This window comes from Micromonospora maris AB-18-032 (assembly GCF_000204155.1).
Classification (GTDB): Bacteria; Actinomycetota; Actinomycetes; order Mycobacteriales; family Micromonosporaceae; genus Micromonospora; species Micromonospora gifhornensis.
This window is the reverse complement of the sequence record NC_015434.1, coordinates 1,745,433-1,769,767: the sequence shown is the minus strand read 5'-3', so window position 1 is coordinate 1,769,767 and position 24,335 is coordinate 1,745,433. Positions and strand designations below refer to the sequence as shown.

The window sequence follows — 24,335 nt, the reverse complement described above, 5'->3', positions numbered from 1 at the left end:
CCGCGCCGAATGGTGTTCGTGCGGGTGCCGGGTGGGGCGGCAACCCGTGGTCCGCTCGGTGACGGTCAGGAGGTTCGTCGTCTTCGGACCACCAGCAGGACTCCCTGATGGATCAGCACGCCGACGGCGGTGTTGAGTACGGCCAGCCCGGCCGCGGCGAGCAGGCCCGGTCCGACTTCCTCCACACCGCTCGCCACCAGCAGAACCGGCCATCCCAGCGCGGCGAGGGTGAGTGCCGAGCGCCACCAGCGCCCGAACAGCAGGCCGAACACGATCAGCGCCGGGATCATCGGACCTCCATGGTCAACTGCCCCACCCGCGAGAGGCCTGACGGCCTCGCCGTCGGGCATGGCTGACGGCCTCGACGTTACGCCGTAATGGCGGTGACCCGCCCGGCCGGATACCGCCATTACGCCGTAACGGAGTCGATCAGCCAGGGCCGACAGCAGTCCGTCAGCTGGGCAGGTAGCCGGGTTTGAGGCCGGTTCGGGCCTGCTGGATGCGGTTGTGGGCGAGGTCTTCGGCTGCCGCGCCGGGCAGGATGCCCTGCCTGCGGGCCAGGTCGAGCACCTCGGTCACGGTGTCGAAGATCTTCGCAACCTGGGCGGGCACCTCCTCCAGGGGAATCCGCCGGTACTCGGCCGATCCGGTGGTGACCCCACCGGCGCTGGCGACGAAGTCGGGCACCCAGAGGATGTCGCGCTCGACGAGTTGCTGCTCGACCTCGGGGGTGGCGAGTTGGTTGTTGGCGGCGCCGCAGACCACTGCCGCGTGGATCGTCGGGACCGAGTCGCTGGTGAGGGTGGCGCCGAGCGCACACGGGGCATAGATGTCGACAGGCGCGTCGATGACCCGCTCGGCGAGGAGCACCGCGGGCAGTTCCCGTCGGACGCGTTCGCGGGCGGGCGCCGAGATGTCGGCGGCGGTGACCGTGGCCCCTGCCTCGACGAGGAGCCGGACGAGTTCGTAGCCGACCTTGCCGAGCCCTTCGACCCCGACGGTACGGCCGGCCAGCTCGGCGGTCCCCCACCGGACGGCAGCGGCGGCACGCAGGGCGTGGAAGGCACCGTACGCGGTCATCGGGCCACTGTCGCCGTACCCGCCGGCGGTGGTGGTGCGCCCGAGGACGTGGTCGGTGCCCCGGCCGATCACATCGAGGTCGGCGGCGCTGATCCCGACGTCGCCGGCGGTGACGTAACGGCCACCGAGGCTCTGCACGAAACGTCCGTAGGTCTCCAGCAACGCCTCGGACTTGATCGTGTCGGGGTCGCCGATGATGACCGCCTTGGCACCGCCGCAGGGCAGGCCGGCGACGGCGTTCTTGTAGGTCATCCCCCGCGACAGCCGCAGCACGTCGGTCAACGCCTCGGCTTCGCTGGCGTACGGATGGAACCGGGTGCCCCCGACGGCCGGGCCGAGGGTGCTGTCGTGGATGGCGATAATGGCCCGCAGGCCGGTCTCCGGGTCCTGGCAGAAGGTCACCTGCTCGTGCGGGAAGTCGGGGAAACGGCCGAACACCGGGGCGGACGGCTGGGGTGCGGACATGGGCTTGCCTTTCAGCGGTTCAGGGGGTGGTGAGGTCGGTGTCGACCTGGATGAGCCGGGGTTCCCCGGCAGCTAGGGCGTCGGTGACCGCCTCGACGAGTGCCGTACGGCTGGCGACCGTCACGCCGGTGACGCCGTACCCGGCGGCCAGCGCGGTGAAGTCGATGTCGGGGATGTCCAGGCCCGGTGCTTCCCCGGCCGCCAGCACCTGGGCGAACCAGCGCAGCGCGCCGTAGGTGCCGTTGCGCAGGATGACGAAGATGACCGGGATGCGGTAGCGGGCGGCGGTCCACAGTGCGGTGATGCCGTAGTTGGCCGACCCGTCACCGACCAGGGCGACGACCTGCCGGTCGGGGTCGGCCAACTGCACCCCGACGGCCGCGGGCAGCCCGAAGCCGAGGCCGCCGGAGGCGGGGAAGTAGTAGCTGCCGGGTTCGCGCAGGTCCGCCTGTGCCCAGAAGGCACCGGTGGTCGAGGTGGATTCGGTGACCCAGACGGTGTCGGCCGGAGCGGTGTCCCGCAGCACGGCGAACACCTCCTCCGGATGCAACCGGCTCGCCGAGCCGGATCGCGGTGCCGGGATGGGCGGCAACGGTACGAGGGCGGCCCGCCGCCCGAGGGTGACGGCGGCGGTCAGCCGGGCGAGGGTGTCGGCGAGATCGCAGACGATCGCGTCACCCATCGGCGCGCGGGCGGCTTCGCCCGGATCCACGGTCAGGTGCACCAGTCGGGTGCCCTCGGACAGATACCGGCCCGGGTCGTACTGGTGGTAGCGGAACACCGGCGCGCCGACGACCAGGACGAGGTCGTGTCCGGCCAGCAGGTCGCTGATCGCCTTGACCCCGGCCGGCAGCACGCCACGGAAGGCGGGGTGGCGGGTGGGGAACGGGCAGCGCGACGCCGAGGGGGCGATCCAGGCCGGGGCGGCCAGGGCTTCGGCGAGCGCCACGGCATGATCGTTCGCGGCGACCGCGTCGACGTCGGGGCCGAGGATCAGCACCGGCCGTTCGGCCCGGTCCAGCATCGCGGCAAGCTCGGTGAGCTGCGGGGTGGTCAGCGCCGCGGCGGTCACGGTGGTACGGGACAGCAGGTGCCGTGCCTCGACGGAGGACTCCGCCCGCCAGTCGTCGTACGGCACCGACACGTACACCGGTCCCTGGGGTGCCAGGGTGGCGGTGTGGATCGCCTGGCTGATGGTCCGGGGCACGTCCTCGGCGGAGGCCGGCTCGCTGCTCCACTTCACCAGCGGCCGGGGCAGCGCGGCGGCGTCCACGTTGGCGAGCATCACCTCCTGGCCGACGGTCGAGCGGACCTGCTGCCCGGCGGTGACCACCAGCGGGCTGTGCGAGTAGACCGAGTTGGTCAGCTGGCCCATCGCGTTGCCGGTGCCGGCTGCCGCGTGCAGGTTGACAAGCGCCGGGCCTCGGCGGGCCTGGGCGTACCCGTCGGCCATGGCCAGCACCACGCCCTCGTGCAGGCCGAGGAGGTACCGGAAGTCGTCCGGCAGGCCGGCCAGGAACGGCAGCTCGTTGGAGCCGGGGTTGCCGAAGATGGTGGTCAGGCCGTGCGCCCGCAGCAGCTCGAAGGTCACGTCCCGCACGCTCGCCACCGCACAACTCCTCTCCCTCGACCGCGACCAGTAGACCTGGATCTTCCGTCATGCAGAAGGGTCTGGGAGAAGGGTTCCTCTGTGCGGAATACTGCCCTGGTCGGTGGCGAGCAGTGGGAGGCAGGCCATGGAGTCGGTGGGCAACGCGCTACGCGCCCTGCGGTATCTCGGCGCCCAGGAGTCGGTAAGCGTGGCGGACCTCGGCCGGCACCTGCAGGTCGCCCCGTCCACCGCGCACCGGCTGCTGTCCACGCTCAAGGAGTTCGACTTCGCCCGCCAGGACGACTCCCGTCGCTACCGGCTCGGCCCGGCGGCACACGAGGTCGCCACCCGACAGGCCCCCTGGGACGTCGTCGCCGCCGTCCGCCCACACATGGAAGACCTGGCCGCGACCACCCGCGAGACGGTCAACCTGATCGGCCTGCAGGGCGCCAGCATCGTCTTCCTCGACGGCGTGGAGAGCACCCAGACCGTCCGGGTCGGGGTCCGCACCGGCGACCGGCTACCCGCGTACACCACCGCCGGCGGCAAGGCGCTGCTCGCCCAGATGCGCCCGAAGGACATCCGGGCGCTGCATCCGCGCATCTTGGCCGCGCTGACCTCCGCCACGATCACCACGACCGACCAACTGATCAAAGAACTCGACGCCGTACGCGCCCGCGGCTACGCCTCCAACCTTGAGGAGTGCGTCGATGGTGTGTACGCCGTCGGCGTGGCCGTCGTCCACCCCACCCGGGGCGCCGTGGCCGCACTCACCATCTCCGCCCCCGCACACCGGGTCGACGAACGGCGCGCCGACCTCCTCGCCCAGCAACTCCTCCAGGCCAACACCCGCCTCACCCAGGGCTGGCGGTGAGCCAGGCCCGTTATGCCGAGTGCTCGGCCGCGCTGCGCTCCACGCAGAACTCGTTGCCCTCCGGGTCGGCGAGGACCGCCCAACCGGTGCCGTCGGGTCGGCGCTGGTCGTCGATCAGTACGGCGCCCAGGCCGAGCAGCCGGTCGACCTCCTCGTCGCGGGTCCGGTCGGTCGGCTGCAGATCCAGGTGTACCCGGTTCTTCGCCGTCTTGCCCTCCGGTACCCGCTGGAACAGCAGCCCGCCCTCGGCGATCTCCGCCCCGGACAGCAGGGCACATTCCGGCTCGCCCGGCTTGTTGTCCGGGTCGTGCCGCATGCCTGTCGCCTCGGACCAGAAGGTCGCCATGGCGAACGGGTCGGCACAGTCAAAGTCGATCCATCGCACCCTCGAAGTCATGGGCCCAATCTCTCACCGTGATCAAGCGAATTACGCCGCCGGATCACCGGGCCGCAGCGGGTCACCCGGCCCGCGCCGGGTCACCGGGCGGGGTTCTCCCCCGTCGACGCGGCGTCGGCGGCGGGCAGGTTGACCGTCACCTCCAGGCCACCGCCGGACTGCGCCACCGCGGTCACCGTGCCGCCGTGCGCGTCGCAGACCGCCCGGACGATGGACAGGCCGAGCCCCGACCCGCGCGCCCCGGTCCGCTCCCGGCCGCCCCGCCGGAACGGCTCGAACAGTCCCGGTACGTCCGCCTGGTCCACCTCGAAACCGGTGTTGCCGACCACCAGCCAGGACCGCTGCCCGTCGGAGCCGGTGCGTACCCAGAGTCGGCCGTGCAGGTGGTTGTAGCGGACCGCGTTCTCGATCAGGTTGCCGGCCAGGCGGTCCAGCAGACCAGGATCACCGACCACAGGTGCCGGTTCCAGCGAGGTGTGCACGTCGAGCTTTATCCGCTCCACCTCACGGCGGACCGCCGACAACGCGTTGAGGGTGCCGGCGGCGAGGTCACACTCGGTACGCCGGCCCAGTCGGCGGCCGGTCTGGGCCTCGCTGCGCGCCAGCACCAGCAGCGCGTCGACCAGGCTGTTGGCCCGCTCCGAGGCGTCGCGCACCACGGTGGCCATCCGGCGGTACTCGGCCGCGTCCGCTTCGTCGTCGCTGAGCGTCACGTCGATTTCGGTACGCATCACGGCCAGCGGCGTACGCAGTTCGTGCGAGGCGTTGGCGACGAACCGTTTCTGGGCCTCGAAGGCGGCGGCGATGCGGTCCAGCATCTCGTCGAAGGTGTCGGCCAACTCGGCCACCTCGTCGTTGGCCCCGGAGTAGCTGATCCGCTGATCCAGCGTGGTCTCACCGAGCCGCCGCGCGGTCGCGGTGACCTGGTGCAGCGGTCGCAGCGCCCGACCGGCCACCGCGTACGCCCCGACCACCCCGACCGTCCCGATGGCCAGCAATGCGGCCAGTCCCTTGGCCAGCAGTTCCCCGGAGGCCGAGTCGACAAGTTGCCGCTGCCAGGCAGCGGCGTCCATGGAACGCCCGTCGGCCAGCAGCACCGTCGTGCCGGGCAGCAGTTCGTCGGTGGGCCGCAGCGCGTCGCGGACCAGCAGCCAGGACAGCAGCACCAGGATCGCGCCCGCGCCCACCAGCAGGACGCCGTTGAGCAGGGTCAGCCGCAGCCGCAGGGTGGGCCGCAGACGCGGGTGCCGCCGCGGGGTGCCCGTCACGCCGGCACCTCGGCGGTACGGTAGCCGGCCCCCACCACGGTCTCGATCAGCGGCGGATCGCCGAGCTTGCGACGCAGGGTCATCACGGTGACCCGGACGATTGTGGTGAACGGGTCGGTGTTGGCGTCCCAGACCCGCTCCAGCAGTTCCTCGCTGGACACCACCGCACCGCGGGCCTTGAGCAGTTCGCAGAGGACGCCGAACTCCTTGTTGGTCAGCTCCACCGGTGCCCCGCCACGGGTGGCGGTCCGGCGGGCCGGGTCGACGACCAGGTCGGCCAGTTCCAGCACCGGCGGTGCCGCCGGGGTGGCCCGGCGGCCCAGCGCCTGCACCCGGGCGACCAGTTCGTCGAAGGCGAACGGCTTGGGCAGGTAGTCGTCCGCGCCGAGTTGCAGTCCTTCGACCCGGTCGGCGACGGTGCCGCTGGCGGTGAGCATCAGCACCCGGGTCAGCGCGCCCGAGCTGGCCAGCTCCGCGCAGATCTGGTCACCGTGCATCCCGGGCAGGTCACGGTCGAGCACCACCACGTCGTAGCGGGTGACGAAGGCCATCTCGTGACCGCTGTCGCCGTCGTACGCGACGTCCACCGCCATTCCGCGCTTGCGCAGGCCACGCGCGATCGCGTCGGCGAGGTGGCGTTCGTCCTCGACCACCAGTACCCGCATGTCCAGCCCCTTCCCGGCGACGACAACTCGACAACCTAACGCTGCTGGCCAAACCGACCCCAACCCCCCCACGTCGGTGGTGCCGAGATCCTTCCGAGTCGGCACTGGCGGTCGAGGTGCCCCTGCCCGCTCAGTCGGGCAGCTGCCACACGCCGAAGTCGCCGCTCTGGCGGCGGCAGGCGATCAGGTCGTACCGGCTCTGACAGTCGCCGACGACACCGGGAAGCACGTCGAGGCGCCGTGGCTGTGCCTCCGCCGGGTCGAGCCGGGCCAGCACCGCGCCCACCTCGGGCAACAGGTGGATGCCGAGCAGCCGGAGCTCCTGCTCGTAGCTGGCGACCGTCTCCCAGGAGCCGTACCCGGTCAACACCCTCCCGGTCGCCGCGTCGAGCGTGACAAGCCCTGATTCGCCCAACTGCGCGAGAGCCCTCGTCGGTGTCACCCGCAGCAGGTCACCATCCTCGCTGGTGCTCCACCGCACGTCTCCGGCCACCGGGTCGATGACATGCGTGCCGCCTCTGTTGGCCCTGGCGCAGAGCAGCGCGCCGCAGCTGGTCACGTGGTCCGCCAGCGGCACGGTGGTCTGCCAGCGCGGCACCAGACCGGCCAGGTCGTAGGCGGTGATGGTCCGCGAGTTACGGACCACCAGCAGCAGGTCATCGACCACCGACGACTGCTGGTAGCCGGTGCTGTCGGCGGCGGGCAGCCGGTCGCGGAGCTGTCCGGTCCGGGCGTCGAGCACCTCGACGTCACCGGCGGTGGTGGACACCACGATGGCGTCGATCACACCGTCACGCTGGTGGTGTTCCACCCAGGACGGCGGCAACGTCCTGGACCACAGCTCACGGCCGGTGGCCACCTCGACCGAACGCAGCGTTGTCGACTGCTGAACGGCCCACGTCTGAAGCAGCACCCGACCCGACGCGTCGCGGGTGCCGAACCCGGCGCTGCGCCAGCGCTGCTGCCCGGTGGCGGCGTCCAGCAGCATGGTCTCGCTCGACCGGCCCAGGTCCTGCGACGGGACCAGCGACAACAGCACGCCGGCGGCGGTGTCCTCCACCCGGAAGAACCGGATTCCTGGTGCCACCGGCATCCGCCACAGCGGTACGAGGCGCTGCGGGGTGACAGTGGCTCGCCGGGGCCGGGCATAGGCGGTGAGTTCCCGCGACCCGTCGGTCACCCCGCGGACCGGGGTGACGGTGAAGATGCGCTGCGCGGTGAGGAACAGGTCGGCCGCCAGGCCGCCCGGCACCGTCGCGTGCACCCGCACGGGTGGAGGTGCGGCGCTGGTAAGCCCCACCAGTGCCGCCAACGCCACCAGCGCGAGGGGCCACTGTCGCCCCCGACCGCTGGGGCGACGCCGCGAGCGTGGCGGTTGCGGGTCAGTCGGCTCGGTCAGCTCACCGAGGTCGATCAGCGTCACACTCGTCCCTCTCCGCCACGCACCTCGCTGGTCGCCGGAGCTTAACGCCGCAGGCAAGCGAGCCACTCCAGCCGCGTTGCGGTCAGTCACGCAGCTGCCACAGCCCGAAATTGCCGTCCCGACGGCGGCACACGATCAGGCCGTCCCGGTGACGGCAGTTGCCGACCGCACCAGGTAGCAGGTCGATGCGGCGTGGCTGCCCGTCTGCCGGATCGAGCCGGGCCAGCACCGCGCCCACGTCGGGGATGGACCGCGTCCCGAGCGGATGTGAGGCGACGACACCGAAGTCTTGCACCAGATCCCAGCTGTCGTCGACGGTCCGAGGCCGTCCTGTTCCCGCCTCGATGGTCGCGACCGTTGGCGGGCGCTGCCGGTGGTCGACCACCAGAGCACGTCGGTCCCCGGCATGCAGAACGTCGAAGCCCTCGCCGACGGTCCACCGGAGTGCTCCGGTCGCCGGGTCGAGCAGATGCACACCGGATCCGGCACTCGGCGCACAGATCAGGGCTCCACACCTGTAGATCCGCTCGACCGACTGCACGTCGGTCCGCCATCGCCGGGCCAGACCGTCGAGCTGGTACGCGGCCACTGCGCCGGAGCTGCGAACCACCACGAGGTCACCGATGACCGAGGCGTACCGCTGGTCGCCCGGATCGTCGACATCGGCGGGGAGACGGCCTCGCCGCGTGCCGCTCCGCGCGTCCAGCACCTCGACATCGCCGTCCACCGTGGTGACCACCACGACATCGATCCCCGCTGGGTCCCGGTGATAGGAGGGCCAGAACGCCTTCGACGACACCGACCACAGCTCGCGGCCACTTGCCACGTCGACCGCGGCGACCCGGTCCAGGTCCTGCCTCTCGTAGGTCTGCAGCAGAATCAGGTGCGAGGCGACGAACACCGCGACCCCGTTCTGCCGCCAGCGGAGCTGACCGGTACGGCTGTCCAGCAGCATGGTCTGCACGCCGGCATCCGTACCGGTCAGGGAGAACACCAACGCGGAGTCGTCCACGCGTTCGACCACCATGGGCTGAGCGGACCCGACGGGTGTCCGCCACAGAGCGGTGAGCTGCTGCGGTGCACCGGTGGCCCGCTCCGGCTGCCGATAGGCGAGCAGTTCCTGGCTACCGTCGGCGACGCCGGTCACCGGTTTCACGGCGACGATCTGGCCGCCGCCGGTGAGGAACACCTGGGCGGACAGCGACGACGGCAGGATCGCCTGCAGCCGAGGGGCCGGGGGTGCCGCACCGGTCAGGACCAGCAGCACGACCAGCGCCACCGGCACCAGGAACGAGCGGGAAGGTGGGGGCCGCCGGCGGCGACGCCGTGGCTCGGTCGGCTCGGTTCGGTCGCCGAGGTCGATCACCGTCACGCTCGCCCCTCCCCCGCAACACATCCGGTACGCACCCTATGGGTGCCAAAAGCCCCAAGAGCCCGCCTGTACGATGGCCCGTCGTGGCTGTGCCGGTGGTAAATCCCTCGCTGAATCCCGTCTCCCCGACCGTCGAGACGCAATCCACAGGGCGACCTCGGCGCCGGCCGGCCCGTGTCGACGTGCTGGCCATCGGAGCCTACGTGCTGCTCGGTGTCGTCGTCTGCCTCAACTACTGGGTGGACGTCAACAACCGGGTCTCCTCGCACCTGCCCACCGACCACAGTTGGTTCGAGTGGCTGTTCTCGCACGGCGCGTACTCGCTGCGCAACCTGGAGAACCCGCTGTTCAGCACACAGCAGAACGCCCCCGACGGGGTGAACATGATGGCCAACACCTCGCTGCTCGGGGTGACCCTGCCGTTGGCCCCGTTGACCTGGCTGCTCGGCCCCCAGGTGGTGTACGCGCTCTACCTGGGCGGTGCGCTGGCCGCCACGGCCGGCACCGCGTACTGGATGCTGTCGCGGCACCTGGTGCGCTCGCGGGCGGCGGCCTTCATCGGTGGCGGGTTCCTCGGCTTCGCCCCGGGCATCGTGCACCACGCCAACGGCCAGCCCAACTTCGTCTCCAACTTCCTGCTCCCGCTGATCGTGGTGCGGGTGTTCCGGCTGACCGAGCCGGGTCGGTGGCGGCGCAACGGGCTGGTGCTGGGGCTGCTGGTGGCATACCAGATCTTCATCAACGAGGAGATGCTGCTGCTCACCGCGCTGGCCTGCCTGGTCGTCGTGATCGCGTACGCGATCATGCGGCCTCGGGCGGCGCGGCAGCGGGCCGGCACGTTCGCCGCCGGGCTGGGTGTCGGCGGCGGGCTGGCCCTGCTGCTGACGGCGTATCCGATCTGGTTCCAGTTCAACGGCCCGCAGTCCTACCGGGGCTTGCAGGGCGGGGTGTTCCACAGCTGGGGCGAGGACATTGTCGCCTTCGTCACCTTCCCCCGCGACACCATCGCCGGCACCGAGGCGGTGGAGAAGACCATCGGCATGACCGAGCAGAACACCTGGTTCGGTTGGCCGCTGGTGCTGGTCTGCGTGGTGGCGCTGGCGTTGCTGGTCCGCCGCTGCATGGTGGCCCGCATCCTGGCGGTGCTTGTGGTGTTCTTCTCCGTGGCGGCGCTCGGCCCGGAGATCCGGTTCAACGGCGAGCTGACCGGCATCGGCGGACCGTGGTCGTACATCCCGGAGGACCTGCCGCTGGTCGAGATGATGATGCCGACCCGGCTGACCCTGGTGACCACGGCCGCGCTCGGTGTCCTGCTCGCGCTGGCCTGGGACGCGGTGGCCGGGCACGGCCGACCGCCGGTACCGGCCCCACGCGCCCCGCATCCCGCGGAGGGCTCGGCGGGCGTCTCGGAGCCGGCGAGCAGCTCGGAGTCGGCGGGCCTGGGGCGGCGACCGCGTTGGCAGCAGGCCGTCGGGTACGCGGCGATCACGCTTGCCGTACTGCCGCTGATCCCCACCCCGCTGCCGGCCGAGCGAGTCGATCCGCCACCGACCTTCATCACCTCCGGCGCCTGGCGGCCGTACGTGCCGGACGGTCGGACCCTGGTGCCGGTGCCCATCCCCAGCAACGTGCACGGGCTGTCCACGCTGCGCTGGAGCGCGCTGACCCAGCACCAGTTCCCGATCCCGGCCGGCTACTTCATCGGCCCCAACCTCGACGGCGAGGGTGTCTTCGGCGCACCGAACCGGCACACCAGCACGCTGATCTACCGCAGCATGGACACCGGCGAACTGCCCGAACTGACCGACGAGGACCGCCAACGGGCGGTCGAGGATCTGCGCTTCTGGCGGGCCTCGGTGGTGGTCCTCGGCGCCCACCCCAGGGAGGCCGTGCTGCGGGAGCTGATGACCGCCCTGCTCGGCGAGCCGCAGCGCATCGACGACGTCTGGCTCTGGGACGTCCGCGACCGGGTGTAGCGGTCAGCCGACCAGCGGGCGGACGTCCCAGACGAGTGCGCCGTCGATCGGGCGGGACGGCCCGAGCAACGCCTCGACGGTACGACGTACCGCGTCGCCGTGACGCAGTTCGCCCTGCACCACCACCGCCGCCCGCCAGTGCCGCAGGTCCGCCACCGCCTGCCGACGGTCCGCATCGGTGATCGACGGCAGCTCACCGGTGTCGGCCACCCGGCGCAGCAGCGCCGAGGTGGGGCGGTCCGGGGCACCCCAGCGGGCCGTCGGATCGTCCGCGGCCTTCGGGCCGATGAAGAAGCCACCCGGTGCGGTGAACGCCAGCCCGGTCCGGGCCGACCAGAGCATCGCCGGGCTGCGGCCGTGGTTGGTGACCGGCGGCACCGCCACCAGCGTCCGCCCGGCCGGCACGTACGCCCGCCAGGTGCCGTCGGCGACGAACGCCGGCACCGGCCAGACCGACACGGTCCGGATCGGAGTCGGCGTCAACGGCAGCAGGGCGGCGGCGAGCGCACCGGCCCAGAGCAGCCGCACCGCCGACCGGGTGGCGGCCCACTGCCGGGCGACCCGGTCCGCGGCCAGCGCCACCAGCATCCCCAGCACCGGTACGCAGACCAGCGCGAACCGGGCCGGCACCACGTGGTCGAGCAACGGCAACCCCGAGATCAGCCGGTACGGCCCGGCCAGCTCGGTGACCTCCGCGTCGAGGCGTACCGGGGTGCCGAGGGAGAGCAGGGCGAAGACCACCCCGCACCCGGCCAGCGCCCGCACCAGTGGCCGACGCCAGAGCCAGGCGGTGGCGAGCACGGCCAGCACCAGCAGTCCCGGCCCGAAGAAGGAGTTCTCCTCGGTGGGGTTGGGTGCCAGCAGGGCGCTCGACCGGCCGTCCCCGAGCACGGTCTGCCGGGCCAGGGCCGGAAAGGACGCCACGTCGAGCTGGTAGGCGTGCGCGTAGAACGGCATCCCCCGGTAGTGGCCGGGGCCGAAGAACTGGAACCACAGCGGGTACGCCAGCAGCACTGCTGCCACCACCGCGCCGATCCCGATCCGGGCGGCGAGCCCGGGGGCGAGTCGGCGGGCCGCCGCCCGGTCGGCGAGCGCGTACCCGAGCGCGAACACCCCGGCCGCCAGCGCCACGAAGAGCAGCAGTTCCTCACCGAGGAAGACCTGGTAGGTGACGGCCAGCCCGAGCAGCAGCCCGTACCGCCACACCCGGCCGGCGGGTTCGGCACGGAACACCAACGCCAGGATCACCGGCACCAGGAACTGGGCGGCCATGTGCAGGTGCGCCCCGGCCTGGGCGACCATTCCGGGGGCGAACCCGCAGATCAGCCCACCGATCGCGGCAGCCACCCGGGAGCGGACCAGCCGCCGGCGCAGCAGCACGTACCAGGCGGTGGCGGTGCCGGCGAGGCAGCCGACCACCGCCACCACGAAGGCCGTCTGCGAGCCGAACAGCAGGGTGACCGGGGTCAGCGGCACACCCAGCCCGAGCACGGAGGTGTTGGCCATCAGGTTGACCCCGCCGGGAACGTTGAGCGCGTCGCTCCACAGCGGATTCTCGACTCCCGTCACGGCCCGGGCGGCGCGGGCCAGCATCCACTCGAAGAGGATCTGGTCCCCGGCCTGGTGGAACAGCCGGTCCGGGCGGCCCCACTGGCGGCTGGTCAGCCACGCCGCCACCGCCAGGTATCCGGCCACCACCGCAGCATCCGGGGTACGGGGAACCCGCAACCGGCGGCGGGTGGTGGCCTGGACGGGACGTTCGGCTGTGCCGACCGGCATCAGGCCGTCCGGTCGGTCAACGCCCGTACGTCCCACACCCAGACGTCCAGTTCCTGGCGGGCCGGGCCGACGAGTTGCTCGACGGTCTGCCGCAGCGGCTCCGAGTGCGGCTGACTCACCGGCAGCACCAGGACCGCCGCCCGCCAGTGCCGCAACTCGTCGAGGGAGCGGCGCCGCTGGCGGTCGTTCAGTTCAGGCGTACGCCCGGTCGTCGCGACCTCCTCCAGCAGCCGGCCGATGCCGCTGGGTCGACCGCCGAACCGACCCGGGTCGCCGGTGTTGCCGTTGCGCGGGGCGAGGAAGTACCCGCCCGGCATCTTGAAGTCGAGGTTGGTGGCGGCGGCCCAGCGCATGCCGTGGGTGTTGCCCATGTTCGGCACCGGGATCGGCACCAGCGTCTGATCCGGCCCGACGTAGGCGCGCCAGCGGTCGGAGGTGATGAAATCCGGCACGGGTGGCCGGGTGGTCATCGGCAGCGGCATGGGCGCGATCGGCAGCAGGGCGAGGACCAGCCCACCGGCGGTGAGCGTACGCAGGGTGCGCGGGTCCAGCGGCAGCGTCCGGCTGCGTTCGATGGCCAGGGCCAGCAGGATCGCCACCACCACGCTGGTGATCATGCCGAACCGGGTCGGTACGACGGCGTCCAGCAGCGGCAGTCGGACCAGCCACTCCCACGGTCCGACCATCAGTTCCCGGTCCCACCAGGTGATGCGTTCGCCGAGGGAGAGTACGGCGTAGAACCCGGCGGTGGCCGCCAACGCCCGGACCAGCACCTCCCGCCGCAGCCACAGCACGATCCCCACGGCGATCAGCGCCAGGCTCCAGCCGAAGAAGGCATTCTCCTCGGAGTAGTTCGGCGCGAGGTTGACGTTGGCCCGCTGGTTGCCGCCGATGGTCGGCGACCCGGGAGCGAGGTAGGCGGCGATGTCGTTGCCGTAGTCACGCACCGCGTCGCTGAGCCCGTGGTACGCCATCGGCCCGGCGAACTGGATGTACAGCGGGTACGCCAGCAGCGCACCGGCGATCACCGTGCAGGTGGCCACCGCCTTGCCCAGCGGCCGCCAGGCCGCCGACCAGAGCGCGGGACGCTGGACGACCACCGCGATCAGGAAGATCCCGCAGCCCATCGCGGTGAACAGCAGGATCTCCTCGTTGATGAACGCCTGCGCGGTGACCAGCAGCGCCAGCAGCGCCCCGTCCCGGTACGGCCGGGTCGACCGGGTGATCACCATGACCCGCCAGACGATGAACGGCAGCAGGAACTGGCTGATGATGTTCGGATGCCAGCTGGCGTGGGAGAGCATCGCCGGTGAGAAGCCGCAGAACCAGCCGCCCACCACGGCCGCCAGCCGGTTGCTCACCACGTGCCGGGACAGCACGTGGTACCAGGCCGAGGCGGTGCCGGCGAGGGCGAGGGTGACAAGCACCACGAACGTGACCGCCGGCCCGAACAGCAGCGTCACCGGCACCATCGGGATGCCCAGCGCGAGGATGGCCGTGTTGGCCATCAGGTTGACCCCGTCCGGATAGTTGAACTGCTCCGTGAAGAACGGGAACTCCCCGTGCAGCACCACCCGCACCGAGTGGGCGAGGAAGAACTGCACCTGCGCCGGGTCACTGCTGTAGAGCGACGCGACCCGGCCGGCCGGGTCCGCCCAGATCTGACTGGTCACCCAGACCGCGACGAGCAGGAACCCGCCGAAGACGGCGAGATCCATCCGACGGGGGGTCCATCGGAACCGCCGCTTCGGGGTGGCGTACGCCTGGTCCGACCCGCCGCCGGCCACCTCACTGTCCACAGTAGAGTCGGATACAACGGAACCTTGCCCATCTTCACGCTCAGTGATGGGCTCGGCTGGCAAGTCTGAAGTGACGTCGGTTTTCGGCGGGATTGCGGCGCGGGTCTCGGCAGGCGTCACAGTCGGCGGAGTCTACCCGAGTAGGGAAATAGCGCCCAAGTTGACGGGCCCTCCCCTGTGGTCGATGTATGCCGATGCGACGCAGCGTGAGGCGGAGAAGAGCATGGGCGTGACATCTCGTACTATTGCCCTCCGAAACGACGACCGACGCGATCGGGGGCGTAACAGGTGGGTCCAGTCCGCTGGCGCGGCTTGACGGCCACCAGCCTGTCGGCACTGCTGGTCGCCGTCTCCGCCTGCGGCCCGGTGGCCGAGCGCCGCCCGCAGGACCTGCGGGTCGGCTACGACAGCCTGGACGGTTCGCTGACCGTCTGGCCCCCGCGCGGCTCCCTGGCCGAGGATCCGGCCGCGACGGCCGCAGCAACCCGGGCCGTACGAGACTGGCGCTCCCCGATCGACGATCGGGTGCACGTACCGTCGTCCGGCATCCTCTACTCCGGCCAGGTCGACGGTACGCCGCTGGCCCTGGTCGCCGCCTCGGTGCCCGGCCAGGCCGCCTCCTGGCTGCTGCAACTGACAGGTGACGGCGACGGATACCGGGTCACCCACGCCACCGAGTACACCGACCCCGGCTACCTGGTCTACTCCGACGTGCTGCCGGTGCAGGCGGCCGACGGCCGGCGCTACTTCACCTCCGAACGGGTCCGCCGCCTGGTCGGGCCGAACGGCCGGATCCTGTCCGCCACCGACGGTCTCACCGACCCGGTCGACGTGCCGGAATGCCGTGCCGTGACGGTGACCGCCACCCTGCGCTCCACCACGTCGCTGCCTCGGGGCCGCGCCGCCGACCGGCTGCTCGACCTCGGCACCGGCATCGCCGCACCGCGGTACCCCCTGGTCCGCGACGAGAGCGGCTCGGGCCGGCGGGCGCTGACCGGCCTCGACACCTGCCAATTGGCCGACAAGGACGGTCCCTTCGGCAGCGTCACCCGACGCGTGGGGGACCGAGACACCCCCGACTCGGTACCGGCCTCCTGGCCCATGGCGAAGGTGGCCGTCCGTACCCTCGGCGAGGTGGCCCTCGACGGAGGCGAACCGGCCGAGCTGGAGCAACTGACCTGGGAGACCGCCGACGGCACGATGAGCGCCGTGGTCTACCGACCGGCCGACGACACCCCGCTGGTCTACTCACCCGCCGACCGGACCAGTCCGTTGCAGGTCTACGAACTGCCGGTGCCCGGGCAACCACTGGTCGTGCTCAGCTGGCGGTCCACCAAGGACACCACCCTGTCGGTCCCACCCGGCACGACCCGCCTGGTCGACCGCCCCGGCCTGGTCGTGGCACCGCTGCCCGAGCGCCGCCAGACCTTCAGCCTCGCCGCCGACGACAAGACCCACTACCGCACCGCAGGCCCCGCCCGCCGCTGACCCGCCGCTCCGGCCACCCGACCGACGCCGGTCAATCGCCGCCGGAAGTCACTGCCAGTGACTGACCTTGACCACCGCTCCCGTCACCGAACGTCACAAGGGATAACCGACCCCCGGCACCCCTCCCCCGCCCTTTGCTCTGCTTCAACCCACGCAATAGGTCCTGAGCTGTGCAAACAGAGATCGGGATAAGCATCCGTTGCCATGCGCCAAACACGCAGGGTAAACCGTTGCGTGGGTTGAAGCAGAGCAAAGGGGCCGCGCAGGGGTATGGGCGACTGCCCAGGTCACACGCGCTGTTATCGGTCCGACTTCCCTTCGCGCGACGACGCCTGCACGGTGCGCTGGTAAACAGGCAGACGCGGAGAAGGGGCGCGGAGAACGGGCCTGGAGATTTACGGGTGGACCGGCCCCGGGGAGGTCACCGGGGCCGGTCCACCTACGCGACGAGTCGATCGAGCTGGGCAGCTTGGTCGATCGGCGTGGATCAGTTGTGGGTGGGGGTGTTGTTGGTGGGCACCGGGAGAGGCTCCACGGTCTGGGTGTCCAGGCGGGAGATCCAGCCGGTGACGTCGCGGGCGACGTCCTGGGCGGTCAGGCCGAGGTCGGCGAGGATCTGAGCACGCGAGCCGTGCGGGTGCCAGTCGGCCGGCACGCCCAGGTCGCGCAGCGGTACCTGGACGTCGGCGTCACGCATGGCCTGGGCGAGGGCGTCACCGACGCCGCCGATGCGTACGCCGTCCTCGACGGTGACGACCAGCCGGTGCCCGGCGGCCAACTCGACGAGCTCGGCCGGGACGGGGCGGACCCAGCGCGGGTCGACCACGGTGACCCCGTAGCCCTGCTCGGCAAGCCGGGTGGCGACCTCCATGCCCAGCTGCCCGAAGGAGCCGACGGCGACCAGCAGCACGTCCGCCCGCTCCGACTCGGTCAACACGTCCACGGTGCCGACCCGGCGCACGGCGGGCAGGTCGGCGGCGACCGCGCCGGTGGGGTAACGCACCACGGTCGGGCCGTCGTCGACGGCGACCGCCTCGCGCAACTCCTCGCGCAGGGTGGCGGCGTCACGGGGGGCAGCCATCCGCAGGCCGGGCACCACCCCGAAAACTGACATGTCCCAGATGCCGTAGTGGCTGGGCCCGTCGGGACCGGTGATGCCGGCCCGGTCCAGCACGAAGGTGACCGGCAGCTTGTGCATCGCCACGTCCAGCAGGACCTGGTCGAAGGCCCGGTTGAGGAAGGTCGCGTAGACCGCCACCACCGGGTGCAGCCCACCGAGCGCCAGACCGGCCGCGGAGGTGGCCGCGTGCTGCTCGGCGATGCCCACGTCGTAGGTGCGCTCCGGGTACTTGCGGGCCAGCTTCGCGATGCCGGTGGGCTCGGCCATCGCGGCGGTGATGCCCACCACGTCGGGCCGCTCGTCGGCGATCTTGACCAGCTCGTCGGCGAAGACGTTCGTCCACTTCACCGTCGGCGCGGCGGTGGCCTTGCCGGTGGCGATGTCGAAGGCGCCGGGGCCGTGGAAGCAGTCCGCCTCGTCCTCCTCGGCGGGGCGGTAGCCGTAGCCCTTGCGGGTCACCGCGTGCACGATCACCGGGCCGCCGAAGTTCTTCGCGGCGCGCAGCGCCGTCTCGACCGCGGCCACGTCGTGCCCGTCGACCGGGCCGACGTACTTGATGCCGAGGTCCTCGAACATCGCCTGCGGGGCGACCGCGTCCTTGATGCCCCGCTTGACCGCGTGCAGCACCTCGTACATCGGCTTGCCGACCAGCGGGGTCGAGCCGAGTGCGTCCTTGACCGCGTCGAGGACCTTCTCGTAGCCGGGGTTCAGCCGCAGGGTCGACAGGTGGTCGGCGAGGCCGCCGATGGTCGGCGCGTACGAGCGGCCGTTGTCGTTGACCACGATGACCAGGGGGTTGCCGGCGGCGGCGATGTTGTTCAGCGCCTCCCAGCACATGCCGCCGGTCAGCGCCCCGTCGCCGACCACTGCCACCACGCTGCGGGCCTCGCCGCGCAGCGCGTACGCCTTGGCCAGCCCGTCGGCGTACGACAGGGCGGTGGAGGCGTGCGAGTTCTCGATGATGTCGTGCTCGCTCTCGGCCCGGCTCGGGTAGCCGGAGAGCCCGCCGCGCTGGCGCAACTGGTCGAACCCGTCCTGCCGACCGGTGATGATCTTGTGAACGTACGCCTGGTGGCCGGTGTCGAACAGCAGCCGGTCACGGGGAGAGTCGAAGACCCGGTGCAGGGCCAGGGTGAGTTCCACCACTCCCAGGTTGGGGCCGATGTGCCCGCCGGTGCGCGACACCTTGGCGACCAGGAAGTCACGGATCTCGGCGGCGAGGTTGTCCAGCTCGGTGCCCGACATCCGCCGGACGTCCTGCGGACCGTGCACCCTGGCCAGCAGCCGGCCGTGGTTGGCCGTGTCCTCTTCAGCACTCATGACCGCAGAGTCTATCGGCCTTCGCCCACCTCGCAGCCCGGTCACCGGACCGGGGAGGCTGAGCACGAGGTCAGCGCCACACCCGGGAACAGGCGGTGTTCACGCCGGCAACAGCAGCCCGACCAGCTCCACGTGCTGGGTCATCGGAAACAGGTCGTACCCACGCAAGGCGGCCAGCCGCCACCCGAGATCGGTGAAGACCCGCAGGTCGCGGGCGAAGGCGGCCGGGTCGCAGGCCACGTACGCCACCGCCCGGGGCCCGGCGGCGACCACGTCGCGCACCACCCGCGCTCCGGCACCCGAACGCGGCGGGTCGAGCACCACCACGTCGACCGGTCCGGTGATCCGGCGGCGAGCCAATGCCGTCTCCACCCGGGCCGCCACCACCTCCACCTGGGCCAGGTCGCGCAGGTTCTCCCGGGCGGCGGCCACACCGTCGCCGGCCGCCTCGACGAGGGTGACCCGGCCGCTCTCGCCGACCCGCTCGGCCAGCGCCGCGGCGAACAGCCCGGCCCCGCCGTAGAGGTCCCAGGCCCGTTCCCCCGGCTTCGGCCCGGTCAGCTCCAGCACGGCGGCGACCAGGGTGTCCGCAGCCGCGGGATGGACCTGCCAGAACGACGAGGCGGGCAGGTGCCACTCCCGGTCCGCAGCCAACTCCCGGACCCGCTCCGGTCCGCTGACCCGCCGGGTACGCCCCGCCGTCGAGGCCGTCACCGTCACGTCGCCGCCGGTGGAGGCGACCACCTCCACCGCGTCGTCGGCGGGCCACCGGGTGCCGCTGGAGGTGAGCACCGGCTGGTCCTGAATGGCCGGGTGGGCGATCAGGCACCGGTCGACCGGCACCACCTCGTGCGAGCGGTGCTTGAGCAGACCCGCCCGGCCCGCCGCGTCGACGGCGTAGCGGACCCGGGACCGCCAGCCGAGCGGACCGCCGGGCAGCGTCTCGACCCGTACGTTCAGCGCGTCGCACCCGGCCTCGTCGAGGCCGCCGAGGCGGATCAGTTGCTCCCGCACCACGTCGGTCTTCCAGCGCAGCTGGGCGGGCACCGCGACATGTTGCAGGTCGCAGCCACCACAGCGCCCCGGCCGGGCGTACGGGCAGGGTGGCTCGACCCGGTCCGGCGAGGGCTCCAGCACCCGTACCGCGTCGGCTCGGACGAAACCGCGATGCACCTCGGTGACCTCAGCCACCACCCGTTCGCCGGGCAGCGCGTGCCGGACGAAGACCACCTGCCCGTCCACCCGGGCCACGCAGTGCCCGCCGGGGGCGACAGCCGCCACGGTCAACTCGACCTGCTCGGCCTCGGTCAACCCACCGCGACCATCGGCCGCCTCGGACTGCTGCACCGGGAGGGTCACCTCGTTCACCGCGTCTCTCCGTTCGACGACTGCTGGCCCGGCCCGGACGGCGCGGGGTCCACCGGCACGGGGTTCATCGGCGTGGGGTCCACCGGCGCGATGCTCGGCGGAAGGATGCTGCGGGGCACCGCCCGGGGACCCCGCACCGGCCCCCGCCCCAGGGTGGCGTCCATCCGGTCGAGGTCCTTGCCGGCGGTCGAGGCGAGCTGCCACGGCACGCTGGTGACCATCACCCCCGGCTCGAACAGCAGCCGACCCTTGAGCCGCAGTGCGCTCTGGTTGTGCAGCAGGTTCTCCCACCAGCGCCCGACGACGTACTCGGGGATGAAGACCGTGACCACGTCGCGCGGCGAGTCCCGGCGGACCCCGGCCACGTAGTTCAGGATCGGTCGGGTGATCTCCCGGTACGGCGAGTCGATCACCGTCAGTGGGATCGGCACGTCCCGACGTTCCCACTCGGTCTGCAACTGCCGGGTGTCGACGTCGTCCACGTTGACGGTCACCGCGGTCAGCGTGTCCGGCCGGGTGGCCTGGGCGTACGCCACGGCCCGCAGGGTCGGCTGGTGCAGCTTGCTGACCAGCACGATGGCGTGGTTGCGGGCCGGCAGCACCGGCCGCCCGTCGTCCGGTGCCAGCTCGACGGCGACCCGGTCGTAGTGCCGGCGGATGGCCAGCATCAGCAGGTAGATCACGCCCATCGCGACGATGGCGATCCAGGCGCCCAGCAGGAACTTGGTGATCAGCACGATGACCAGCACCGCGCCGGTCATCGCCATGCCGAAGGTGTTGATCGCCCGGGACCGGAGCATCCGGCGACGCACCTGCGGATCCCGCTCGGTACGCAGGCGCCGGTTCCAGTGCCGGATCATGCCGGCCTGGGAGAGGGTGAACGAGACGAAGACCCCCACGATGTAGAGCTGGATCAGCTTGGTCACCTCGGCCTGGAACCCGACGATCAGCACGATCGCGAAGGCGGCCAGGAAGAGGATGCCGTTGGAGAAGGCCAGCCGGTCGCCTCGGGTGTGCAGTTGGCGGGGCAGGTAGCGGTCCTGGGCGAGGATCGAGCCGAGGACCGGGAAGCCGGTGAAAGCGGTGTTGGCGGCCACGAACAGGATCGTGGCGGTCACCCCGACGACCAGGAACAGCAGCACCGAGCCGGAGCCGAAGATCGTCTCGCCGAGCTGGGCGGTGACCGTCTTCTGCACGTACCCCTCGGGGCCGGCGACGATCTGCTGGCTCGGGTCCTCGACGAACTGCAGCCCGGTGAGCCGGGCCAGCCAGATGATGCCGACCAGCATGGTCACCGAGACCAGGCCGAGCATCAGCAGCGTGGTGGCGGCGTTGCGGCTCTTGGGCGCCTTGAACGCCGGTACGCCGTTGGAGATCGCCTCCACTCCGGTGAGCGCGGCGCAGCCGGAGGAGAAGCTGCGCAGCAGCAGGAACGCCATGGCCCAGCCGGTGGTGTCGTGCCATTCGGCGGCGATGACCAGGTCGGCGCTGGGCGCCCGCAGGTCCTCACCGAGCACCACGATGCGGACCAGCCCGGTCAGGATCATGCCGACGATCACGATCATGAACCCGTAGGTGGGGATGGCGAAGGCGCTGCCCGCCTCCTTGAGCCCGCGCAGGTTGACCGCGGTCAGCAGGATCACGGCGCTGACCGCGATGAGCACCTTGTGGGTGGCGACGAACGGGATCACCGAGCCGAGGTTGGCCACCCCGGAGGAGACCGACACGGCGACGGTCAGCACGTAGTCGACAAGCAGCGCGCTGGCCACCCCGACCCCGGCGCGGGGGCCCAGGTTGACGGTGGCCACCTCGTAGTCGCCACCGCCGGAGGGGTAGGCGTGCACGTTCTGCCGGTAGCTGGCCACCACGGTCAGCATCACCACGACGACCCCGAGGGCCACCCACGGCGAGAAGACGAAGGCCGAGGCGCCCGCGATGGAGAGCATCAGCAGGATCTCGTCCGGCGCGTACGCGACGCTGGACAACGCGTCCGAGGCGAATACGGGCAGGGCGATGCGCTTCGGCAGGAGGGTGTGCTTGAGCCGGTCGGACCGGAACGGTCGACCGACGAGCAGCCGCTTCAGCAGGGTTCGGGCCACGGTCGCCAAGCGTACGGCTGACGTCGCCACTCCCGTCGTCCTGGACCGGGCTGAGGTCGGTGCGGGTGTCGAACGTGAGCGGAGTACCGTCGGTCCCCGCCTGGCGTCAGGACGTGGCAGGCTCGCGGTGACGGGCGCACCTTGGGAGGGCGGCGTGCATATCGTGATCATGGGCTGTGGCCGGGTCGGCTCGATCCTGGCGCACAACCTGGAGTCCCGAGGTCACTCGGTGGCGGTGATCGACCAGGACGCCGACGCGTTCCGCCGGCTGGGCCCCGAGTTCGCCGGCACCACCGTCACCGGGGCGGGATTCGACGGCGACGTGCTCCGTCAGGCCGGCATCGAGCGGGCCGACGCCTTCGCCGCCGTCTCCAGCGGCGACAACTCCAACATCATCTCGGCGCGGTTGGCGCGGGAGACGTTCGGGGTGTCCCGGGTGGCCGCGCGCATCTACGACCAGCGGCGGGCGCAGGTCTACGAGCGCCTCGGCATCCCCACCGTGGCGACGGTGCGCTGGACCGCCGACCGGATGCTGCGACACCTGCTGCCGGAGGGCAACGTGGAGATCTTCCGCGACCCGACCAGCACTGTGTCGATCATCGAGGTGCCCGTGCACCGGGAGTGGATCGGGCATCGGGTGCAGCGGCTGGAACAGGCCACCGGGGCCCGGGTGGCCTACCTGCTGCGCTTCGGCATCGGCACCCTGCCCACCGCCTCCAGCGTGGTGCAGGAGGGTGACCAGATCTTCATGCTGGTGACCGACGACATGGTGGCGACGGTCACCGAGATCGCCGCGGCACCGGACGGGGGGCAGTGATCATGCGGATCGCCATCGCCGGCGCAGGCAACGTGGGCCGCTCCATCGCCCAGGAACTGATTGAGAACGGCCACCAGGTGATGCTGATCGAGCGGCAGCCCCGGATGCTGCGGCCCGAGCGGGTGCCGGACGCCCGTTGGGTGCTCGCCGACGCCTGCGAGCTGACCAGCCTGGAGGAGGCCGACCTGGCCGGCTGCGACGTGGTGGTCGCGGCCACCGGGGACGACAAGGCCAACCTGGTGGTCTCGCTGCTGGCCAAGACGGAGTTCGCGGTGCCTCGGGTGGTCGCCCGGATCAACCGGGCCGAGAACGAGTGGCTGTTCACCGAGCAGTGGGGCGTGGACGTCGCGGTCAGCAAGCCGCGCGTGATGGCCGCCCTGGTCGAGGAGGCGGTGACCGTCGGCGACCTGGTACGGCTGATGACGTTCCGGCAGGGCGAGGCGAACCTGGTCGAGATCACGTTGCCGCCCACCGCGCCGTACGTCGGTCAGCCGCTGCGGGCGGTGCCGCTGCCCCGCGACGCCGCGCTGGTGGCGATCCTGCGCGGCAAGCGGGTGCTGGTGCCCAGCCCGGACGATCCGATCGAGGCCGGCGACGAGTTGATCTTCGTCTGCACCACCGAGGTGGAGGACGCGGTCCGCGCGGTGGTGCTCGGCCCGGACAGCGTCGAGCGGACCCGCGAGTCGCGCTGACCGGCGCGGCTGCGCCGGTCAGCTGCCGGGCAGCGGCGTCGGCTCGTTGTTGCGGGTGACCCGGCGCACCGTCCAGACCGTGATCAACAGCAGCATGACGTACGGCGGGTAACCCAACGCCAGGCGGGCCACGCCGAGCGCGGTGTCCTGCTCGGCCAGGTAGAGCGCGGCCTGCACACCGACCTTGGCCAGCCAGACCACTCCCCAGAGCACGGTCAGCCCGGTGAAGGTGCGCACCAGCTTCGGGTCGTCCCGCCAGGCGGAGCTGCCCTTGGCCACCAGCACCGACCAGAGCCAGCCGACCAGCGGCTGACGGATCGCTGCGGAGGCCAGCAGGGCCAGCCCGTACCCGATGCCGTAGAGGATGCCGGGAAGGTAGAAGTCCCGGGCCTCGCCGGTGCGCCAGGCGATGGCGGCACCGATGCCGATGCCGAACAGCCCGTTGACGGCGTGCCGCACCGGCTTGCGCTGGGCCAGCCGCAGCCCACCGATGAGCACCGCCACGCCGACCGAGGCGATCACCGCGGGGCGCAGCGCGCCGACGATGTTGACGACCACGAAGACCACGACCGGGATGCTGGACTCGACCAGCCCCCGCCAACCGCCGAGCTGGTCGGCCATCTGCTCGGCGACGGTGGGCAGCCGCTCCTCGTCGCCGGGGCCGGTGTCCGGTTGGGTGGCCGGTTGCTGTCCGGTGGTCATCGCCCGCCTTTCCGAGGCAGTCGGTGCTGTCGTGCCGGGA

At 71.6% G+C, this 24,335-nt stretch carries 19 protein-coding genes; 5 read left to right on the top strand and 14 right to left on the bottom strand.

What is annotated here, in order from left to right; all coding sequences use genetic code 11:
* Positions 1-65: 65 nt before the first annotated feature.
* From VAB18032_RS08160 to mdlC, 3 genes are all read right to left on the bottom strand, one after another.
* On the bottom strand, positions 66-290 hold the full coding sequence (locus VAB18032_RS08160; protein ID WP_013732323.1) for a hypothetical protein: 225 nt from the start codon (positions 288-290) through the stop codon (positions 66-68).
* Between the two features lie 163 nt (positions 291-453).
* A complete protein-coding gene (locus VAB18032_RS08155) occupies positions 454-1,545 on the bottom strand; it encodes a Glu/Leu/Phe/Val family dehydrogenase (RefSeq protein ID WP_013732322.1) in 1,092 nt (363 codons plus the stop codon).
* 19 nt (positions 1,546-1,564) lie between these two features.
* Positions 1,565-3,154 (bottom strand): benzoylformate decarboxylase, encoded by a 1,590-nt coding sequence (gene mdlC, locus VAB18032_RS08150; RefSeq protein ID WP_013732321.1) that lies wholly within the window; start codon positions 3,152-3,154, stop codon positions 1,565-1,567.
* Positions 3,155-3,281: 127 nt separating this feature from the next.
* Here mdlC and VAB18032_RS08145 point away from each other — a divergent pair, with 127 nt between their 5' ends.
* A complete protein-coding gene (locus tag VAB18032_RS08145; RefSeq protein ID WP_013732320.1) occupies positions 3,282-4,010 on the top strand; it encodes an IclR family transcriptional regulator in 729 nt (242 codons plus the stop codon).
* A gap of 10 nt (positions 4,011-4,020) precedes the next feature.
* Here VAB18032_RS08145 and VAB18032_RS32040 read toward each other — a convergent pair whose 3' ends face one another.
* The 5 genes from VAB18032_RS32040 to VAB18032_RS08120 form a co-directional block, all read right to left on the bottom strand.
* Complete coding sequence (locus tag VAB18032_RS32040) at positions 4,021-4,407, bottom strand: VOC family protein (RefSeq protein WP_043720076.1); 387 nt, start codon at positions 4,405-4,407, stop codon at positions 4,021-4,023.
* Between the two features lie 80 nt (positions 4,408-4,487).
* Entirely contained in the window at positions 4,488-5,675 is a 1,188-nt protein-coding gene (locus tag VAB18032_RS08135; protein WP_013732318.1) for a sensor histidine kinase, read from the bottom strand.
* A complete protein-coding gene (locus VAB18032_RS08130) occupies positions 5,672-6,340 on the bottom strand; it encodes a response regulator transcription factor (protein WP_013732317.1) in 669 nt (222 codons plus the stop codon). The genes VAB18032_RS08135 and VAB18032_RS08130 overlap by 4 nt, the downstream gene beginning before the upstream one ends.
* Positions 6,341-6,470: 130 nt before the next feature.
* On the bottom strand, positions 6,471-7,763 hold the full coding sequence (locus VAB18032_RS08125; RefSeq protein ID WP_013732316.1) for an outer membrane protein assembly factor BamB family protein: 1,293 nt from the start codon (positions 7,761-7,763) through the stop codon (positions 6,471-6,473).
* Positions 7,764-7,845: 82 nt separating this feature from the next.
* Positions 7,846-9,135 (bottom strand): outer membrane protein assembly factor BamB family protein, encoded by a 1,290-nt coding sequence (locus VAB18032_RS08120; RefSeq protein WP_013732315.1) that lies wholly within the window; start codon positions 9,133-9,135, stop codon positions 7,846-7,848.
* Between the two features lie 38 nt (positions 9,136-9,173).
* Between VAB18032_RS08120 and VAB18032_RS08115 the strand changes: the two genes are divergently transcribed.
* Complete coding sequence (locus VAB18032_RS08115; RefSeq protein ID WP_050814567.1) at positions 9,174-11,111, top strand: DUF6311 domain-containing protein; 1,938 nt, start codon at positions 9,174-9,176, stop codon at positions 11,109-11,111.
* Positions 11,112-11,114: 3 nt separating this feature from the next.
* Here VAB18032_RS08115 and VAB18032_RS08110 read toward each other — a convergent pair whose 3' ends face one another.
* Together VAB18032_RS08110 and VAB18032_RS08105 are read right to left on the bottom strand one after the other, a co-directional pair.
* Positions 11,115-12,890, bottom strand: a complete 1,776-nt coding sequence (locus VAB18032_RS08110) for a DUF6311 domain-containing protein (protein WP_050814712.1) — start codon at positions 12,888-12,890, stop codon at positions 11,115-11,117.
* Positions 12,890-14,608: a DUF6311 domain-containing protein gene (locus VAB18032_RS08105; protein WP_148272368.1), complete on the bottom strand. Its 1,719-nt coding sequence runs from the start codon at positions 14,606-14,608 to the stop codon at positions 12,890-12,892. Before VAB18032_RS08105 ends, VAB18032_RS08110 begins: the two co-directional genes overlap by 1 nt.
* A 393-nt stretch (positions 14,609-15,001) precedes the next feature.
* Here VAB18032_RS08105 and VAB18032_RS08100 point away from each other — a divergent pair, with 393 nt between their 5' ends.
* Positions 15,002-16,177 (top strand): hypothetical protein, encoded by a 1,176-nt coding sequence (locus tag VAB18032_RS08100; RefSeq protein WP_013732311.1) that lies wholly within the window; start codon positions 15,002-15,004, stop codon positions 16,175-16,177.
* A gap of 487 nt (positions 16,178-16,664) precedes the next feature.
* Here VAB18032_RS08100 and dxs read toward each other — a convergent pair whose 3' ends face one another.
* The 3 genes from dxs to VAB18032_RS08085 form a co-directional block, all read right to left on the bottom strand.
* Complete coding sequence (gene dxs, locus VAB18032_RS08095; protein WP_013732310.1) at positions 16,665-18,617, bottom strand: 1-deoxy-D-xylulose-5-phosphate synthase; 1,953 nt, start codon at positions 18,615-18,617, stop codon at positions 16,665-16,667.
* Positions 18,618-18,716: 99 nt separating this feature from the next.
* Positions 18,717-19,985 (bottom strand): class I SAM-dependent RNA methyltransferase, encoded by a 1,269-nt coding sequence (locus tag VAB18032_RS08090; RefSeq protein ID WP_013732309.1) that lies wholly within the window; start codon positions 19,983-19,985, stop codon positions 18,717-18,719.
* Complete coding sequence (locus VAB18032_RS08085) at positions 19,982-22,084, bottom strand: APC family permease (RefSeq protein WP_043723439.1); 2,103 nt, start codon at positions 22,082-22,084, stop codon at positions 19,982-19,984. The genes VAB18032_RS08090 and VAB18032_RS08085 overlap by 4 nt, the downstream gene beginning before the upstream one ends.
* Positions 22,085-22,238: 154 nt before the next feature.
* Here VAB18032_RS08085 and VAB18032_RS08080 point away from each other — a divergent pair, with 154 nt between their 5' ends.
* Positions 22,239-22,901 (top strand): potassium channel family protein, encoded by a 663-nt coding sequence (locus VAB18032_RS08080; protein ID WP_013732307.1) that lies wholly within the window; start codon positions 22,239-22,241, stop codon positions 22,899-22,901.
* 2 nt (positions 22,902-22,903) lie between these two features.
* On the top strand, positions 22,904-23,593 hold the full coding sequence (locus tag VAB18032_RS08075; RefSeq protein WP_193386294.1) for a potassium channel family protein: 690 nt from the start codon (positions 22,904-22,906) through the stop codon (positions 23,591-23,593).
* Positions 23,594-23,611: 18 nt separating this feature from the next.
* Here the strand turns inward: VAB18032_RS08075 and VAB18032_RS08070 are convergent, their stop codons facing one another.
* A complete protein-coding gene (locus VAB18032_RS08070; RefSeq protein WP_013732305.1) occupies positions 23,612-24,295 on the bottom strand; it encodes a DUF3159 domain-containing protein in 684 nt (227 codons plus the stop codon).
* Positions 24,296-24,335 lie beyond the last annotated feature (40 nt).

Bases quoted from the DNA above. Each gene is read 5' to 3' on its own strand.
- VAB18032_RS08130 (WP_013732317.1), bottom strand. From the start codon at position 6,340: ATGCGGGTACTGGTGGTCGAGGACGAACGCCACCTCGCCGACGCGATC.
- VAB18032_RS08070 (WP_013732305.1), bottom strand. From the start codon at position 24,295: ATGACCACCGGACAGCAACCGGCCACCCAACCGGACACCGGCCCCGGC.
- VAB18032_RS08110 (WP_050814712.1), bottom strand. From the start codon at position 12,890: ATGCCGGTCGGCACAGCCGAACGTCCCGTCCAGGCCACCACCCGCCGC.
- VAB18032_RS08075 (WP_193386294.1), top strand. From the start codon at position 22,904: ATGCGGATCGCCATCGCCGGCGCAGGCAACGTGGGCCGCTCCATCGCC.
- VAB18032_RS08115 (WP_050814567.1), top strand. From the start codon at position 9,174: ATGGGTGCCAAAAGCCCCAAGAGCCCGCCTGTACGATGGCCCGTCGTG.
- VAB18032_RS08105 (WP_148272368.1), bottom strand. From the start codon at position 14,608: ATGGATCTCGCCGTCTTCGGCGGGTTCCTGCTCGTCGCGGTCTGGGTG.
- VAB18032_RS08160 (WP_013732323.1), bottom strand. From the start codon at position 290: ATGATCCCGGCGCTGATCGTGTTCGGCCTGCTGTTCGGGCGCTGGTGG.
- dxs (WP_013732310.1), bottom strand. From the start codon at position 18,617: ATGAGTGCTGAAGAGGACACGGCCAACCACGGCCGGCTGCTGGCCAGG.
- VAB18032_RS32040 (WP_043720076.1), bottom strand. From the start codon at position 4,407: ATGACTTCGAGGGTGCGATGGATCGACTTTGACTGTGCCGACCCGTTC.
- VAB18032_RS08145 (WP_013732320.1), top strand. From the start codon at position 3,282: ATGGAGTCGGTGGGCAACGCGCTACGCGCCCTGCGGTATCTCGGCGCC.
- VAB18032_RS08155 (WP_013732322.1), bottom strand. From the start codon at position 1,545: ATGTCCGCACCCCAGCCGTCCGCCCCGGTGTTCGGCCGTTTCCCCGAC.